We start from the raw sequence: 15,383 nt of genomic DNA on the forward strand, positions 1-15,383 counted from the left end.
CTACACCCAGAAAATAGGCCCCGCTTCCTGAACCGAATATGAAACTCTACATTACAAATACGTAATGATATCCGATAGTTATTCACATATTCTAATGTTTTCTGTCTCTACCCCGCGAGACTGACGTAACGGAAGTGATCGAAATCGGCTGGCTTGCCGGCACCCGAGGTATCGAAGGCAAACATGCCCGCAAAGGCACCGGTGAACGAGCCATGCTCGCCGCGACCGCCCTCGTCCGAGACCACGCCGGCATCGAGAACCGGGCCAATTGGCGACCAGTCCTGCGCTTCCGTTGGCCGCCAGAAGAACTGCAAGTCGTTGTCGCGGATCTCCATGGCAAGATCGATCGGACCATCTGGAATGGCGATGCCGCTGCCGAGGGGAAACTCCAGCCGCCCGTGCGGGAAATCGCCGGGGCATGAGAGGATGGTCAGCGCCCGCCCGAGCGTCTCGTGCCAGGTCAGGCCGAGCGCGTGGAACTTGTGGCGGTTGTAGTAGTGCGTCAGGCCCGCGACCTGTTGATAGGTTTCGGCGACGAAATCGATTGATGTCTCCGCGCGGAAGGAATGATGCTCCTGCCGCCGCGCGACAAGTGCCTGTTCGAACCAACTGCCGATGCTTTCCCGTCCGAACAGCCGCAGATGACCCGGACGCCTCTCGAGCGAAAAGATCCGCGCAGGCTCAGGCGTGCGCAGCCACTGAAATTCGACCGGAAGCGTGCCTTCATCGAAATCGGTTTCGACGACCGTCGGCGCCGCCACCTGATCCACCGTTCCCGGAGCCGGCACACGCACCTCCGGCACCGGCCCGCCATTTTCAAGGTAGAGCCACCCATCGTCACGCCAGACGCATTTCTGCAGCGCCGTCTCGCGGCCGAGCGTGCAGCGACGCTGCGGCGGCAGCGGTCGGCCGGTCAGATGCGTGTGATAGGCCTGGCCGTCGGGCGTCTCGATGTACTGGCCGTGCCCGGCCCGCTGCAAGGGCGCCTCCGGATGATCCTTCGAGGTGATGAGGTAGGTATCCGGATGCATCTCGTAGGGGCCGTCGATGCTGCGCGAGCGCGCCATGGTGACGGCATGGTCGTAGCCGGTGCCCCCTTCGGCGGTGGTCAGATAGTACCAACCGTTTTTCTTGAAGAGATGCGGACCCTCGACGAGCCCGAGCGGCGAGCCGGCAAAGATGTTCTTCACCGGACCGACGAGCCTGCGTGTGCGCTCGTCCCATTCCTGCAGCAGAATGCCGTCGAAGGCCGGATGCTTGGGCGAGCCGCCAAAACTCTCGGTGCGGTGGTTCCACTGCATGTTGAGGAACCATTTGCGGCCATCGTCGTCATGGAAGAGCGAGGGATCGAAGCCCGAGGAATTGACGTAGACCGGGTCCGACCAGGTCGCCTCGATCGCTTCGGCCGTCACGATGTAATTGTGCGCGTCCTTGAAGTTGCCGTCGAAGCGCTTGACGTCGGTATAGACCAGCCAGAACAGCCCGTCGTCATAGGACAGGCACGGCGCCCAGACGCCGCAGCTATCGGGATTGCCGCGCATGTCAAGCTGGCTTCTCCGCTCCAGCGGCCGCCGCACCAGCCGCCAGTTCACCAGATCGCGCGAGTGGTGGATCTGCACGCCCGGATACCATTCGAAGGTGGAGGTCGCGATGTAGTAATCGTCGCCGACGCGGCAGATCGAAGGGTCCGGATTGAACCCTGGCAGAATTGGGTTGCGGATCATGGTGGTCATCGGTTTGGCATCCTCCCTGTACGGCGTCATCCGATCTCAAAAATCATACAAATTCAAGACTGCAACGTTGCAGTAAAGTGCTCGCACCGACCTCTGTGGCCGTCTTTCCACACCGATTCGCACGGCTGCTGCATGTCCGGGAACGGTCCGCCCGTACTCGGGCCGGTGAAGGGGAACGGGTTTGCACAAACAATGAGCAGAGCGCCGGAACGGCACATTCTACTTTAGTCGGAGGTGGCCGAACTACACGGGAAAATCGCATCTCGGACTTGAACGCGCGCTTGAAATCGGCACTCTGGCTGTGCTTGGCACAACAACCATAAAAAGCCATCGCGGGGAGGAAATCGATGAGAGCTTTGCTCGGCTTCAGCCGACTCATAGACACGATTACGGAATTCATCGGAAAGAGCGTTTCATGGCTGATCCTGGCCGCTGTGCTCGTCAGCGCCGGTAATGCCATCATACGCAAAATCTTCAACATGTCGTCGAACGCCTGGCTCGAGGCGCAATGGTACCTGTTCGGCGCCGCCTTCATGTTTGCCGCGGCCTATACGCTGAGCCAGAACGAACACATCCGCATCGATGTGGTCTACGGCCAGTTCTCGCGCCGCGTGCAGCATTGGATCGACCTCCTGGGGCATCTCTTCTTTCTGATGCCCTTCGTTCTGCTCGTGCTCTACTACCTCTTCCCCTATGTGAAGATGTCCTACGTCTCGGGCGAAGTCTCATCGTCCGCCGGCGGCCTGATCATCTGGCCGGCCAAAGCCATCCTGCTCTTCGGCTTCCTGTTGCTCGCCTTCCAGGGCGTGTCGGAGATCATCAAGAAGATCGCGATCATGACCGGAAACATGGAAGACCCGACACCCTATGTGCCGACCCATGCGCCGCTTGACGATGTCGTGTCTCCGGAGACCCGTCCATGATCGAATTCATTGCTGAAAACCTGGCGCCGATCATGTTCGCGTCGCTGATCGTGTTCCTGCTCTTGGGATACCCGGTCGCCTTCTCGCTCGCCGCAAACGGCCTGCTGTTCTTCATCATCGGCGTCGAACTCGCGCCTCTGTCGGATTCGATCAACCTCTCCTGGCCACTGCTCAATGCGCTGCCGGACCGGTTCTGGGGGGTGATGTCGAACGACACATTGCTTGCCATCCCCTTCTTTACCTTCATGGGAATCGTGCTCGAGAAATCGGGCATGGCCGAAGACCTGCTCGACACGATCGGCCAGCTCTTCGGCCCGATCCGCGGCGGTCTTGCCTATGCGGTCATCTTCGTCGGCGCGCTGCTTGCAGCCACAACCGGCGTCGTTGCCGCCTCGGTCATCGCCATGGGCCTGATCTCGCTGCCGATCATGCTGCGCTACGGCTACGACCGTAAGGTCGCCTCGGGCGTGATCGCCGCTTCGGGTACCCTCGCCCAGATCATCCCGCCGTCGCTCGTGCTCATCGTTCTTGCCGACCAGCTCGGCCGCTCGGTCGGCGACATGTATGCCGGCGCCCTGATCCCGGGCCTGGTGCTGACCGGCCTCTACATGGCCTACATCCTGCTGATGACCTTCGTCCGGCGCGACTCCATGCCGGCCCTGCCGCTCGAAGCGCGCACACTCGGCTCCGGTGTCACCTCGCTCGCTATCGCGCTCGCGGTCGCGGCCGGCATCGCCTATGCCGCCCATGTCTATCTCTACCCGACCCAGGGCGAAAACGCCGATATCCTCGGCGGCACTGTTGGCGTCGCCTTCATCTACATCGTCGCGCTGATCGACAAGGGCTTCAAGATCAATGCGATGTCGCGGCTTGCCCAGCAGGTCATCATCGTGCTGATCCCGCCCCTGGCGCTGATCTTCCTGGTGCTCGGCACCATCTTCCTCGGCATTGCAACGCCGACCGAAGGCGGCGCCATGGGTGCTGTCGGCGCGCTGATCATGGCGGCCGCCAAGGGCCGTCTCAACATGGACGTGGTGCGCGGCGCCTTGACAGCAACGACCCGGCTTTCGGCTTTCGTGCTGTTCATCCTCATCGGCGCACGCGTCTTCTCGCTCACCTTCTACGGCGTCAACGGCCACATCTGGGTCGAACATCTGCTGACGGCGATGCCGGGCGGTGAAACCGGCTTCCTCATTGCCGTCAACATGCTCGTCTTCTTCCTGGCCTTCTTCCTGGATTTCTTCGAGCTCGCCTTCATCATCGTGCCGCTCTTGGCACCCGCTGCCGACAAGCTCGGCATCGACCTCATCTGGTTCGGCGTACTGCTCGGCATCAACATGCAGACGAGCTTCATGCACCCGCCCTTCGGCTTCGCGCTCTTCTATCTGCGCTCGGTCGCGGCCAAGGTGCCCTATCTCGACAAGATCACCGGCAAGAACATCCAGCCGGTCACCACCGCCCAAATCTACTGGGGTGCCGTGCCCTTTGTCGGGATCCAGATCCTTATGGTGGCGCTGACGATCATGTTCCCGCAGATGGTCATGCACTACAAGGGAACGGGCACTGCCGTCGATCCGAACACGATCAAGATCGAAGTGCCGGGCTTCGCCCCCGGTGGTGGCCTGACGCTTCCGGACAATGGCGGCGGCCTCGGGCTTCCCGGCGGTCTCCAGCTTCCCGGCGGCAGCCCGCTCGACCAGAAGCCAGCCGATCAAGGTGGCGGCGCCCAGCCGCAAACGACACCGTCAAACGACCTCAGCCAGCCGCCTTCGTTCGGCGGCACGGGCGCCCAGCCGCAGACGGCACCTTCGAACGACCTTAGCCAGCCGCCTTCGTTCAAGTAAGGCGACCGGCAAACGGACAAACAAAGGGCGGCTCATAGGCCGCCCTTTTCATTCAGGATACTCGTTCAATGGACCGCGGACGTGCGCTCAATCGAGCCGCTTCGCCGGATTGTCGCGATACCAGTCGACGATCATGGGCATCATTTCCTCGAACGGCCCGCCGACATAGACGTTCAGCAAGCCCATGCGTGAGGAACTCTCGTTACGGAAATCATGCATCGTGCCACGCGGGATGACGCAGAGCGAGCCCTTGGCCATCTGGTGCCACGTGTCACCGACCAGAATGCTCGCGGTTCCCTCGATGACATAGAAGATCTCGTCATTGTCGTCGTGCTTGTGAGCGCCCGGTCCTTCGTGCCGGGCATCGAGCCACCATTCCGAGATCGAAAATCGACCGAGGGTTTCCGGGCCGTCGGCTTTGAACACGGCCTGTATGGCGCCCATGTCGTACCGTCGCCCCTCATCGGGTCCGAGCACGACCGATTGGCCTTCGCTTGGCATCGCACCTTCTCCCGTTCATCAAGGGCCGCAACCATACCACGAAACATCGGCCGTGCCGCGCCTCGTGTTCCACCCGCATGGGTAGGAAACGCCGGGCCGTCGAAAGTCGGCGGCCGCCAACCGAAACGAAAAAGCCGCCCGCAACAGACGTTGCGGGCGGCCCTTTGAAATCAGCAACGAGCTAGGCTTAGAGCTTACCGCCGCGCTGCTGGATCATCATGAAGGTGTCGTAGTTGTATTCGGCGATCTGGGCGTTGAGGTAGTACTCGCCGCGGAAGGCCTTGATCGAGTCCCAGATCTTCTTGAAGGTCGCGTTCGAGTCTTCCATTTCGGCATAGACCTCGTTCGCCTTGTCGAAGCAGGCCGACAGGATTTCGGCGCTGAACGGGCTGAGCTTGGCACCGGAAGCCACCAGGCGCTTGATCGCCGAGGGGTTCAGGTAGTCGTACTTCTGCAGCATGTTCGCGTCGGTCGCCTGGCAGGCTGTACGCAGCAGCGACTGGTAGTTCTTCGGCAGACCTTCGAAAGCCGCCTTGTTGAACATGGCGTGGACCGTCGGGCCACCTTCCCACCAGCCGGGATAGTAGTAGTAGGGCGCGACCTTGTAGAAGCCGAGCTTCTCGTCGTCATAGGGGCCGACCCACTCGGCTGCGTCGATGGTGCCCTTTTCGAGCGCCGGATAGATGTCGCCGCCGGCGATCTGCTGCGGCACGACACCGAGCTTTTCGACGACCTTGCCGGCGAAGCCGCCGATGCGCATCTTCAGGCCCTGCAAGTCGGCGACCGTCTTGATCTCCTTGCGGAACCAGCCGCCCATCTGAACCCCGGTATTACCGTTGGGGAAACCGACGAGGCCCTGAGTTCCCAGGAATTCGTTGAAGAGATCGATACCACCGCCATGGTAGTGCCAGGCGTTCATGCCACGCGCATTGAGCGCGAAGGGAACGGCCGCGCCGAGCGCCCAGGTTGGGTCCTTGCCCCAGTAATAGTAGGAAACCGTGTGGCAGGCCTCGACCGTACCGGCAGCCGCGGCATCGGCAGCCTGCAGGCCGGGGACGATTTCACCGGCGGCAAAGACCTGAATCTGGAAGTTGCCGTCGGTCGCTTCGGACACGTGTTTCGCCAGCACTTCGCCGCCGCCGTAGATCGTGTCGAGCGACTTCGGGAATGACGATGCCAGGCGCCAATTGATCTTGGGGTTTGCCTGGGCGATGGCCGGCGTTGCAAGTGCTGCAGCACCCGCTGCGGCCAAGCCGCCAAGGCTTGCGTTTTTAATGAATGAACGGCGATCCATGGTTCCTCCCCTAGTTCTCGCCAAAAGGGCGGCCGCGATGAGCGACACCACCCATTCAATCCACCCTGCCCCTTCCCGGACGACGGTGGCTCCTCCTCGTTAACCTGCCGAAACGACGCAAATCGGCGTCGCAATCGACGGGCATTCCAGCACCTTACAGAAACACCGGACCATGTCCAGAAGGCGCTTTCCGGCACCTATTCGACTTTTGTCTAATGCGCCGGAAAGCAGGAAATTTTGCCTAAAATGCAGGCAAATCAATGTTTTCAGCAAAACTTAGAGTTCGGCTGACTTGGCCCAGAGGTTGATGTCGGCCTCGCGCGCATAGAGATCGATCTCGGCGAGTTCCTCTGCTGTAAATGTGTCGTTTTCCAGCGCTTTGACGCAATCGACGATCTGCTCGGAGCGGCTCGCGCCGATCAGCGCCGAAGTGATCCGGCCGTTGCGCAGCACCCAGGCAAGCGCCATCTGCGCCAGCGTCTGGCCGCGCTTTTCGGCAATGCCGTTCAGCTTGCGGATATTGTCGATGATCTCCGGGCGGATGAAGTCCTTCTTGAGGAAATGGTTCTGCGCCGCGCGGCTGTCGGACGGGATACCGCCGAGATACTTGGTCGTCAGCATGCCCTGGGCGAGCGGCGAGAAGACGATCGAGCCGATGCCGAGATCTTCGAGCGTGTGGATCAGGCCGTCGTCCTCGATCCAGCGGTTGAGCATCGAATAGCTCGGCTGGTGGATGAGGCAGGGCGTGCCGAGATCCTTCAGGATCGCGGCGGCTTCGCGGGTACGCTGCGAATTGTAGGAGGAGATGCCGACATAGAGCGCCCGGCCGGATCGGACGATATGATCGAGCGCGCCGCAGGTTTCTTCGAGCGGCGTCTCCGGATCGAAGCGGTGCGAATAGAAGATGTCGACATAGTCGAGGCCCATGCGCTTCAGGCTCTGGTCGCAGGACGCAATCATGTACTTGCGGCTGCCCCATTCGCCATAGGGACCGGCCCACATATCATAGCCGGCCTTGGACGAGATGATCAGTTCGTCGCGAAGATGCGCGAAGTCGGTACGCATGATCTCGCCGAAGGCCGTCTCGGCCGAGCCCGGAGGCGGGCCGTAGTTGTTGGCGAGGTCGAAATGGGTGATGCCGAGGTCGAACGCGGTGCGGCACATGTCGACCTTGCGGTCGTGCGGCGTGTCGTTGCCGAAATTGTGCCAGAGCCCCAGCGAGATCGCCGGCAGCTTCAGGCCGGAGCGGCCGACGCGGTTATATTTCATGGTGTCGTAGCGGTTTTCCGCCGGTAGCCAGGTCATCGCACAATCCTCCGCGATCGGTATCCGGATGGCGGTGGTTCCGCCCTCCAATAAACTCAAAGGTTTTCCGCAACATGTGCGGAAAACCCGTTGGGCAAAGCTCTACCCCATAAGCCGAAAACTCGGAATCTGTAATCGGCATGTTGCGCACAGTTTCAAGGCGCTTTTCGCAATCGGTTAGAGCGTCGGTCTCAGCGCTGCCGGCACGAGCAGGCAATCATCGCGAACCTCAAAATCCGTCTTCGGCCTCCGCCCGGTCAGGAGCGCCGGCTTCGTCAGGAGTTTCACAGCCAGCAAGAAAGGCAGCTTGCGCCCGTCTCCTTCGATCCGCTGCTTTTCGCCAAGCATCATGTCGAGCAGCGCTGCGTTCGCTTCAGGCGAGCAGAGCCGGTCCGGCGCCAACTCACGGCGGACGAAGCTCTCGTCCTCCGATCGCTTGCCGATCATGGCGAGCAGCCGCACCTCGCTCGAGGCAGCCGGGTCGGCATCCCCGGCCGTGCGCCACCGCAGTCCGCCCGCTGCTTTATCCATCGCGACATCAGGTTGCATCAGTTGCAGAATGAGAAGCGCGGTCGATGCATCGCATTCGGGCTGGCTCGCGACCCAAAGCAGGATGTCGTAGATTTCCGGATAGTCCCAATTCAGATCGGCCAGCAGGTGCCACATGTCCGGATCACGCGGCGCTGCAGTTTCCAGCCAATTGAGAATGCCGGCGATCTGCAGACGATCGAATGTGCGTCCGTTTTGCTCCTTCGTGGTCACGCGCTCCGCAGCATGTTCAACCTTCGCTCCGGATCGTTCGCCGGCATCGGGATGTCCGGCCCTTGCGTGGACGCCTGATGTCACCGGCTGCTCCTGCGAGAGGCCACGGAGCTGCCGGAAAACCGTATGTTCCTTTGCACTCAGCCGTCGAAGGGCTTTGTCGAATTGCCGGTCCGTCATGATGGTCGCCGCATGCGCCAGTTCCACGGCGCGCAATTCACGCGGGCTGAGGTCGGCGAGCGCTGGCGGCGCACCCCCACCCCTGTTTTCGGTGATTGCTTCGATAACTGTGAGCACGGCATAATCCGTTTGAGCACCCAACGTCACCGCCTGCGGATCTGCGATCAATCTGCGGCGAGCGGCGTCATATGCCTCCGTGAACCTGCCAAGCGCCGCGTTCGATTTTCGGCGGCTGACGTGGCGATAGATCAGCAACGCCACTGCCAGAACGACGACTGCACTCCAAAACAACGTCTCGATACGCATATGCAGACCCCAGATTGCGCTGCACGATCTTTAGTGACCATGCCTTGCAATGGGATTAACCGCGCCCTTTCACGCGCGCCCTCCTGATTTGGGGGCCTGGCGCCACGCGCCTGCAACACTAGGACGGGCGCTCAGTTTATGCTGAGCGCCCGCACCGGCCCTTACGAGGCTGCAGCACGCCTTTCGGTCGACACGTCATGCTCCGCGTCGCGCAGCAGCGCCCTCGCCTCATCGATGCCGAGGGCTGCCGGCTGGGTGCAGGTGGTGGAAAGCTCGATGAAGCGGCCCTCCTCGCCCGATTTCAGGATCGACACCATGACGTCGACACCGTGCAGCGCGCGATCGAGCGAGCAGCGGGCATCGCGGCCTTCGAGGATGGCGAGCGCCATGTCGGCAAGGCCGGCGGTGCGGTAGTTCGCCATCGGCCCCTGCGGATGCTCCTGGTTGGCGATACCGAAGGGGTGGTCCCAGGACTCCAGCGGCTGAATGTTCTTGTCGCGGCCGCTTGCCTCCACCTTGCCGCCGAAGAAGTTGGGATCGGGCACATAGAGCGAGCCTTCGGTCCCGTAGAGCTCCATATTGGCGTGGCGGTGCGACCAGACATCCCAGCTTGCCGACAGCGTGATCGTCGCGCCGTTCTCAAATTCGAGCAGCGCGTGGATGTTGGTCGGGGTCTTGACCGGGATCTCCTCGCCCTTGCGCGGTTCGCTGGTGATGGTGCGGGTCGGATTGGCCATGGAGGACAATGCGCCGACACGCTTTACCGGCCCGATCAGGTTGATCAGGTTGGCGATGTAGTAGGGACCGAGATCGAGGATCGGGCCGCCGCCAGGCAGGAAGAAGAAGTCCGGGTTCGGATGCCACATCTCCATGCCCGGGCTCATGACGTGGCAGGTGCCCGAGGTCACCCGACCGATCCTGCCGGCGTCGATGGTGCTGCGGGCAAGCTGGTGTGCGCCGCCGAGGAAGGTATCCGGCGCGCAACCGACGGAAAGGCCCTTGGCCTTGGCGATCGCCCTCAAGTCCTCGCCCTGCTCCAGTGAGAGCACCAGCGGCTTTTCGGAATAGACGTGCTTGCCGGCTTCGAGGATCGCCTTGGAGACCGGATAATGCGCGTCCGGGATGGTCAGGTTGACGACGATGTCGACATCCGGATTGGCAAGCAGTGCCTCGATGCTCTGGGCTTTTACGCCGTATTCGGCTGCCCGTGCCTCGGCCGCCGCCGGGTTGATGTCGGCGCAGGCGATAACCTTGATGCCCTTAAAGAGCGGGGCAAGCTTGAAGTAGGTGGTGGAGATGTTGCCGCATCCGATGATGCCGACGCCAAGTTCCTTGGTCATGGATGAACCCGCTTCTCAATAGGATTGGATGGAGGCGAGCGAACGCTTGGCGAAGCGCTTGAAATCGCTCGGATTGTCGTGCTCGGCGATGAAGTAGCGAGCCTTGGTGGAAGACAGCGCCTGGAACAGGCCCTTCCAGTCGACGGTGCCCTCGCCGACGTCGGCCCAGCCGTCCTCGTCCTTCTTCTCGCCTGCCGGCGCGATGTCCTTCACGTGCACGGCGGTGATGCGGTCAGCGTATTTCTTGATCCAGGCGATTGGATCGGCACCGCCGCGGATGATCCAGGCGATATCGGCCTCCCAGGAGAGATCCGGTCCGCCAGCAAAGATCAGGTCCTGTGGAATGCTGCCATCAGGCAGGGCGAAGAATTCGAAGTCGTGGTTGTGCCAGCCGAAGATCAGCCCGGCATCGCGATAGGTCTTGCCGGCCTTCTGCAGCCGTTCGCCGAAGGCACGCCAGCCGGCGGCATCCGTCGGGCGCTGGTCGGGCATCAGGTAAGGGCAATAGATCGCCTTGATGCCGAGCGCCTTGGCGATCTCGAGCACGCGGGCCGGATCGCTTTCGAGCATGTCCAGGCCGAAATGCGCCGTCGGCATGGCGAGACCATTCTCGTCGAGCCCTTCCTTGAAGCTCGCGATCTCGGCGTCGCTGAGTGCTGCATAAAGCGCGCCATAACCTTCGACCTGGCTGTAGCCGGCCTCGCCAAGCGCTTCGAGCACATTGGCGAATGGCGGGAAGTTGCGGGCGCTATAAAGCTGGAAACTGACGTCCTTCATGAATTTCCTCCTCGAAAGTTCACTTGTCCTGGGGGGTGTTGGGGTTGTCGGGGTCTTGGGATCACTTCAGCCAGGTGTCGTAGTCCGACACCAGCAGGTGGGTGGGAGCTGCGTCCTCCTCGATCGCCGAGAAGCGACCGACAGGCTCGCGGAAGTAGTTGTCGGTGAGATCGTCGTTGACGGTCGAAACCTCGCCCATCAGCACGTCCGCGTCTTCAGCCCAGAAGGCGTGCCAGTTGCCGGGCAGAAGCGTGACGCTCTCGCCAGCCTTGAGTTTGAGCAAGGAACCGGCTTTGAGGGTTCTCAGCCGCGCATCGGTCGCGACCACCACGTCGCTCTCCTCGTCGACCGAACCGTCGGGCCTGGAATTGTACATCTGCAGCACCAGCGAACCGCCGCCGCGATTGATGATGTCCTCGGTCTTGAGGGCATGGCAATGCAGCGGATTGACCTGGTCCTTGGCGGTGATCATCAGCTTTTCGGCATAGACCATGCCGTGACCGGTCTTGAGGTTGGCGGCGTTGCCGTTGCGCAGCGTGAAAAGCACCAGTCCGAACTGGTCGAAGCGACCCTTGCCGTAGTCGGTGATGTCCCAGCCAAGCCGGGCATCGAAGATCGTCGGGCTGTCGGAGGCAATGTGGGACTTCAACTGCTCCGGCGACCAGTAGGCAAAGGGCGGCAGCGTGAAGCCGAAGCTCTTCATGAAGCCATCGCTCTCGGCGATGATGTCGTTGACGTGGCTGCGTCTCATGGCGGTCAACCTTTTCCCTGGCAGGATTCGAGATCGAAGGCGGCAAAGCGCGGAAGCTCGCCCGCAGCGAGCGGGACTTTCGGCGCGAAGCGGACGACCTTCGTCTCGCCAGCGAGAAGATCGAAGGCATTGTCGGAGTAGCGACCCGCGACATCCGCCTCGATCATTACATGCAGTGCGAGCCCACTCGCCTTGACGGTAACGTCGAACGCGCCCTCGCCCGCCGGCGCCACGTCGAGCGTCAGGCCGGATGGCCTGAGATCAAGCGCCTTGTAGGTGCCGTTGACGTGATGGCCCTCGCCGCGCATGCCGTTCGACGCCTCGAAGGACCAGAACAGCAGGTGATCAGCGGGAACATCGGAAGCCGCGATCGTCATCAGGGTTGCAGCACGATCCGGGCTGCAGGTGCCGGCAGCGGCCGTCAGCGGCGTGCGTTCGCCATCGAGCGAAACCAGGAACGTCTGCAGCTCGACGGTGACAGGCTCGGCCGTGTCGTTGACCATCGAGAAGGCAATGTCCTTGCCGTCGGTCGACGGAATCGCCGCGACCGAGACCGGCTGGAAGAAGCGGCGGACCATGTAGTGCATCGCCTTCCAGCTGCCGCCATAGTCCAAGCTCGACCAGGAAGCGACCGGCCAGGTGTCGTTGAGCTGCCAGTAAAGCGTGCCCATGCAATGGGGCTTCAGCGAACGCCAGTAGTCGACCGCCGTGCGGATCGCCAGCCCCTGCTGGACCTGGCTCAGATAGACGAAAGCCGGGAAATCCTTGGGGAAGCGGAAATAGCGGAACATCGTGCCGGCGATGCGTTCGTTGCCGCCGACATTCTTCTGGTGGCTCTCGATCACGGGCGACGCGATGTTGAGGTCCTTCTCCGCCGCAAACTGACGGATGACCGGCATCGACGTATAGGACTGGAAGCCGAATTCCGAGCAGAAGCGCGGGCGCACGCTGCGGTAATTGTCGAAGGACTTGTTCTCGTGCCAGACCGACCAGTAGTGCATGTCGCCGGATCCGTCGGCATGCCAGGCGTCGCCGAAATCTAGATAGCCGGAGGCCGGGCTCGACGGCCACCAGATTGCTTCCGGCAGCGCCGCTTTCAGCGCCACCTCGATCGTGCGGTTCAGCCGATCATAGGAAACGAGATAGCGATCACGATCCTTGCGCGGCTCGTCGAACCAGGTCAGCGCGCCGACGAGCTCGTTGTCGCCGCACCAGACTGCGATCGACGGATGCGACGACAGGCGCTTGGCCTGGTAGTCCACTTCGGCCGCGACATTTTCGAGGAAGTCCGGCGTCGAGGGATAGAGGTTGCAGGCGAACATGAAGTCCTGCCAGACCAAAAGCCCCAGCCGGTCGCAGAGGTCGTAGAACCAGTCCGGCTCGTAGAAGCCGCCGCCCCAGACCCGGATCATGTTCATGTTGGCGTCGACCGCCGAGATCAAAAGGTCCTCGACGCCATCAGGCGTCACCCGCGACATAAGCGCGTCAGCCGGAATCCAGTTGGCGCCCCTGCAGAAGATCTCGCGGCCGTTGACGCGGAAGGCAAAGCGGCTGCCCGCCTCATCCTTGTCGGTCAGAAGCTCGATAGTTCTAAACCCGATCTGGCGTGTTACCTGCTCCTGCGGCACCTCGACGATCAGCCGTGACAGATGCTGCTCGCCGCTGCCCGCCGGCCACCAGCGCTTCGGTTTTGCAACGCTGAAAACATGGGTGATGCGCGTCTCGCCCTTGCCGACGGCGCAGTCGAGGCGCTCGCGGTCATCGTCGAGCGAAAAATGGATCGGCACGATGCCGGGGCCGTCGGCAAAGAGCGTCACGGTTACGACCAGATCGACCGAACCGTCGTCCAGCCAGACCTGCTTCGTCGTCACGTGCTCGATGCGGGCGATCTCCAGCCGGCAAAGGGCGATCTCGCCATAGACGCCGAGCGGCGCGATCGCCAGATTCCAATCCCAGCCGAAATGGCACTGGGGCTTGCGCAGCATGTTGCCGTTGGCAATCGGCGAATTGCCGGGATGATAGGGCACGTAGAACGGCTGCTCCGCCTGCCGCCGTGCACCCTCCGCGATTGAGGAACGCAGCACGATGCGGATGCGGTTTTCACCGGCAACGAGCGCCTTCGAGACATCCGGCCGGTAGCGGCGGAAGCAGTTCTCGGCTTCGAGCACCGCCACGTCGTTGACGAAGACCGAGGCAACCGTATCCAGGCTTTCGAGATCGAGATACCAGTAGCCGGCGAGATCCTGCGCCGAGACGGACACCGTACGTTCGATCACCCAGTCCTTGTGCGCCACCCACTGCACGTCGTTCTCGTTGCGGCCGACATAGGGATCATCGATCACACCGGCCTTCAGCAGTGCCGTGTGCACATCGCCCGGCAACGTCATCGCCAGCGCATGGCTGTTGTCGGCGGAGCTGAGCTTCCAGTCCCCCTGTAAGTCGAGACGGATGGCGGTGCGGGTGTAGTCCTCAGAGAGCATTGTCGTATTCCATCGATCGACCGGCAGAGCCGGCGCTGTCATTGCTGGGAAGCGCCAGGCGGCGAAATCCGCCCGGCGCCTCCGCCTTCTTTACAGTCGGTTCTCGCTGGTCGCATCGAAGATCGAGGCGACGGCCATGTCGAAGGAGAGCGTCACCGCCGTGCCCGGCGCATAGCGCCGCTGGCCGGCGATGCGCACCGACATCGATTGGCCTGCGAGCTTCAGCCACAACAGGTTGTCGGCGCCCATCGGTTCCTCGATGTCGACCACTGCCCGGTGCGAGGCCGCAGCGCCGCTTGCCACCTCGTCGACGCGCACATGTTCAGGCCTAAGGCCGAGCACGACCTTCTGCCCGTGCACGAAGGGTGCGCGAGACGGATAGGCCGACACGTCGAAATCGACGCCATTGACGTGGACATAGGCACGCTGGTCGCGAAGCTGCAGTTCGCCGCGGAAGAAGTTCATCGACGGCGAGCCGATGAAGCCGGCGACGAACAGGTTTTCCGGCGCGTTGTAGATGGTCATCGGATCGGCCAGCTGCTGGATCACGCCGCTCTTCATGACCGCGATACGGTCTGCGAGCGTCAGCGCCTCGATCTGGTCGTGGGTGACGTAGATCATCGTGTTCTTCAGCGACTGGTGCAGCCGCTTGATCTCGACGCGCAGCTCCGAGCGCAGCTTGGCGTCGAGGTTGGAGAGCGGTTCGTCGAAGAGGAACACGTCGACATCGCGCACCAGCGCCCGGCCGATCGCCACACGCTGGCGCTGGCCGCCCGAAAGCTCCGAAGGTTTGCGCTTCAAGAGCGGCTGGATCTGCAGGATCTCGGCGGCACGGCTGACGCGCTTGTCGATCTCCTCCTTCGGAACCTTGGCAACCTGCAGGCCGAAGGAGAGGTTCTTTTCCACCGACATCTGCGGATAGAGCGCGTAGGACTGGAACACCATGCCGATGCCGCGGTCCTTGGGTTCTTCCCACGTGACGTTCTTGTTCTTGATGAAGATCTGCCCGTCGCTGACGTCGAGCAGGCCTGCGATGCAGTTGAGCAGGGTCGACTTGCCGCAGCCGGACGAGCCGAGCAGCACCAGGAACTCGCCGTCCTTGATGTCGAGGTTGAGCGTGTCGAGCACAGTGACGGCACCGAAGCTCAACGACAGGTCTTTTACCGATACGCTGACGTTTTGCATGT

12 protein-coding genes are annotated in these 15,383 nt (G+C 62.0%); 2 read left to right on the forward strand and 10 right to left on the reverse strand.

Annotated elements, in window-relative coordinates; translation table 11 throughout:
* Window positions 1–107: 107 nt before the first annotated feature.
* Window positions 108–1,733, reverse strand: a complete 1,626-nt coding sequence (locus PWG15_RS08980; RefSeq protein ID WP_275024061.1) for a glycoside hydrolase family 43 protein — start codon at window positions 1,731–1,733, stop codon at window positions 108–110.
* A 347-nt stretch (window positions 1,734–2,080) separates the two neighbouring features.
* On the opposite strand from PWG15_RS08980, the gene PWG15_RS08985 reads away from it, so the two are divergent.
* Together PWG15_RS08985 and PWG15_RS08990 are read left to right on the forward strand one after the other, a co-directional pair.
* Window positions 2,081–2,656, forward strand: coding sequence for a TRAP transporter small permease subunit (locus tag PWG15_RS08985; RefSeq protein ID WP_275024062.1), 576 nt, complete (start codon window positions 2,081–2,083; stop codon window positions 2,654–2,656).
* The gene (locus tag PWG15_RS08990) at window positions 2,653–4,500 is read left to right on the forward strand and encodes a TRAP transporter large permease (RefSeq protein WP_275024064.1); all 1,848 of its coding nucleotides are present in this window, start codon (window positions 2,653–2,655) and stop codon (window positions 4,498–4,500) included. Before PWG15_RS08985 ends, PWG15_RS08990 begins: the two co-directional genes overlap by 4 nt.
* A gap of 87 nt (window positions 4,501–4,587) precedes the next feature.
* Here PWG15_RS08990 and PWG15_RS08995 read toward each other — a convergent pair whose 3' ends face one another.
* The 9 genes from PWG15_RS08995 to PWG15_RS09035 form a co-directional block, all read right to left on the reverse strand.
* Window positions 4,588–5,001 (reverse strand): cupin domain-containing protein, encoded by a 414-nt coding sequence (locus PWG15_RS08995; protein ID WP_275024065.1) that lies wholly within the window; start codon window positions 4,999–5,001, stop codon window positions 4,588–4,590.
* Between the two features lie 187 nt (window positions 5,002–5,188).
* Window positions 5,189–6,295 carry a TRAP transporter substrate-binding protein gene (locus PWG15_RS09000; protein ID WP_275024066.1) on the reverse strand — a complete coding sequence of 369 codons (1,107 nt, stop codon included), beginning with the start codon at window positions 6,293–6,295 and terminating at the stop codon, window positions 5,189–5,191.
* Window positions 6,296–6,571: 276 nt separating this feature from the next.
* Window positions 6,572–7,600 (reverse strand): L-glyceraldehyde 3-phosphate reductase, encoded by a 1,029-nt coding sequence (gene mgrA / locus PWG15_RS09005; RefSeq protein ID WP_275024068.1) that lies wholly within the window; start codon window positions 7,598–7,600, stop codon window positions 6,572–6,574.
* 177 nt (window positions 7,601–7,777) lie between these two features.
* On the reverse strand, window positions 7,778–8,848 hold the full coding sequence (locus PWG15_RS09010; RefSeq protein ID WP_275024070.1) for a DUF4274 domain-containing protein: 1,071 nt from the start codon (window positions 8,846–8,848) through the stop codon (window positions 7,778–7,780).
* 161 nt (window positions 8,849–9,009) lie between these two features.
* Window positions 9,010–10,188 (reverse strand): Gfo/Idh/MocA family protein, encoded by a 1,179-nt coding sequence (locus PWG15_RS09015; RefSeq protein ID WP_275024071.1) that lies wholly within the window; start codon window positions 10,186–10,188, stop codon window positions 9,010–9,012.
* Window positions 10,189–10,203: 15 nt separating this feature from the next.
* Entirely contained in the window at window positions 10,204–10,965 is a 762-nt protein-coding gene (locus PWG15_RS09020; protein ID WP_275024072.1) for a sugar phosphate isomerase/epimerase family protein, read from the reverse strand.
* Window positions 10,966–11,026: 61 nt separating this feature from the next.
* Complete coding sequence (locus PWG15_RS09025; RefSeq protein WP_275024074.1) at window positions 11,027–11,716, reverse strand: D-lyxose/D-mannose family sugar isomerase; 690 nt, start codon at window positions 11,714–11,716, stop codon at window positions 11,027–11,029.
* A gap of 5 nt (window positions 11,717–11,721) precedes the next feature.
* Window positions 11,722–14,196 carry a beta-mannosidase gene (locus PWG15_RS09030; RefSeq protein ID WP_275024076.1) on the reverse strand — a complete coding sequence of 825 codons (2,475 nt, stop codon included), beginning with the start codon at window positions 14,194–14,196 and terminating at the stop codon, window positions 11,722–11,724.
* A 90-nt stretch (window positions 14,197–14,286) separates the two neighbouring features.
* Window positions 14,287–15,381, reverse strand: coding sequence for an ABC transporter ATP-binding protein (locus PWG15_RS09035; protein WP_275024077.1), 1,095 nt, complete (start codon window positions 15,379–15,381; stop codon window positions 14,287–14,289).
* Between the last annotated feature and the right edge of the window lie 2 nt (window positions 15,382–15,383).

Origin of the sequence: Ensifer adhaerens (assembly GCF_028993555.1) — a bacterium.
In the GTDB taxonomy this organism is placed as follows: Bacteria; Pseudomonadota; Alphaproteobacteria; order Rhizobiales; family Rhizobiaceae; genus Ensifer; species Ensifer adhaerens_I.

Bases quoted from the DNA above. Each gene is read 5' to 3' on its own strand.
- PWG15_RS08990 (WP_275024064.1), top strand. From the start codon at position 2,653: ATGATCGAATTCATTGCTGAAAACCTGGCGCCGATCATGTTCGCGTCG.
- PWG15_RS08980 (WP_275024061.1), bottom strand. From the start codon at position 1,733: ATGACCACCATGATCCGCAACCCAATTCTGCCAGGGTTCAATCCGGAC.
- PWG15_RS09000 (WP_275024066.1), bottom strand. From the start codon at position 6,295: ATGGATCGCCGTTCATTCATTAAAAACGCAAGCCTTGGCGGCTTGGCC.
- PWG15_RS09015 (WP_275024071.1), bottom strand. From the start codon at position 10,188: ATGACCAAGGAACTTGGCGTCGGCATCATCGGATGCGGCAACATCTCC.
- PWG15_RS09030 (WP_275024076.1), bottom strand. From the start codon at position 14,196: ATGCTCTCTGAGGACTACACCCGCACCGCCATCCGTCTCGACTTACAG.
- PWG15_RS09010 (WP_275024070.1), bottom strand. From the start codon at position 8,848: ATGCGTATCGAGACGTTGTTTTGGAGTGCAGTCGTCGTTCTGGCAGTG.
- mgrA (WP_275024068.1), bottom strand. From the start codon at position 7,600: ATGACCTGGCTACCGGCGGAAAACCGCTACGACACCATGAAATATAAC.
- PWG15_RS08985 (WP_275024062.1), top strand. From the start codon at position 2,081: ATGAGAGCTTTGCTCGGCTTCAGCCGACTCATAGACACGATTACGGAA.
- PWG15_RS09025 (WP_275024074.1), bottom strand. From the start codon at position 11,716: ATGAGACGCAGCCACGTCAACGACATCATCGCCGAGAGCGATGGCTTC.
- PWG15_RS09020 (WP_275024072.1), bottom strand. From the start codon at position 10,965: ATGAAGGACGTCAGTTTCCAGCTTTATAGCGCCCGCAACTTCCCGCCA.
- PWG15_RS08995 (WP_275024065.1), bottom strand. From the start codon at position 5,001: ATGCCAAGCGAAGGCCAATCGGTCGTGCTCGGACCCGATGAGGGGCGA.
- PWG15_RS09035 (WP_275024077.1), bottom strand. From the start codon at position 15,381: ATGCAAAACGTCAGCGTATCGGTAAAAGACCTGTCGTTGAGCTTCGGT.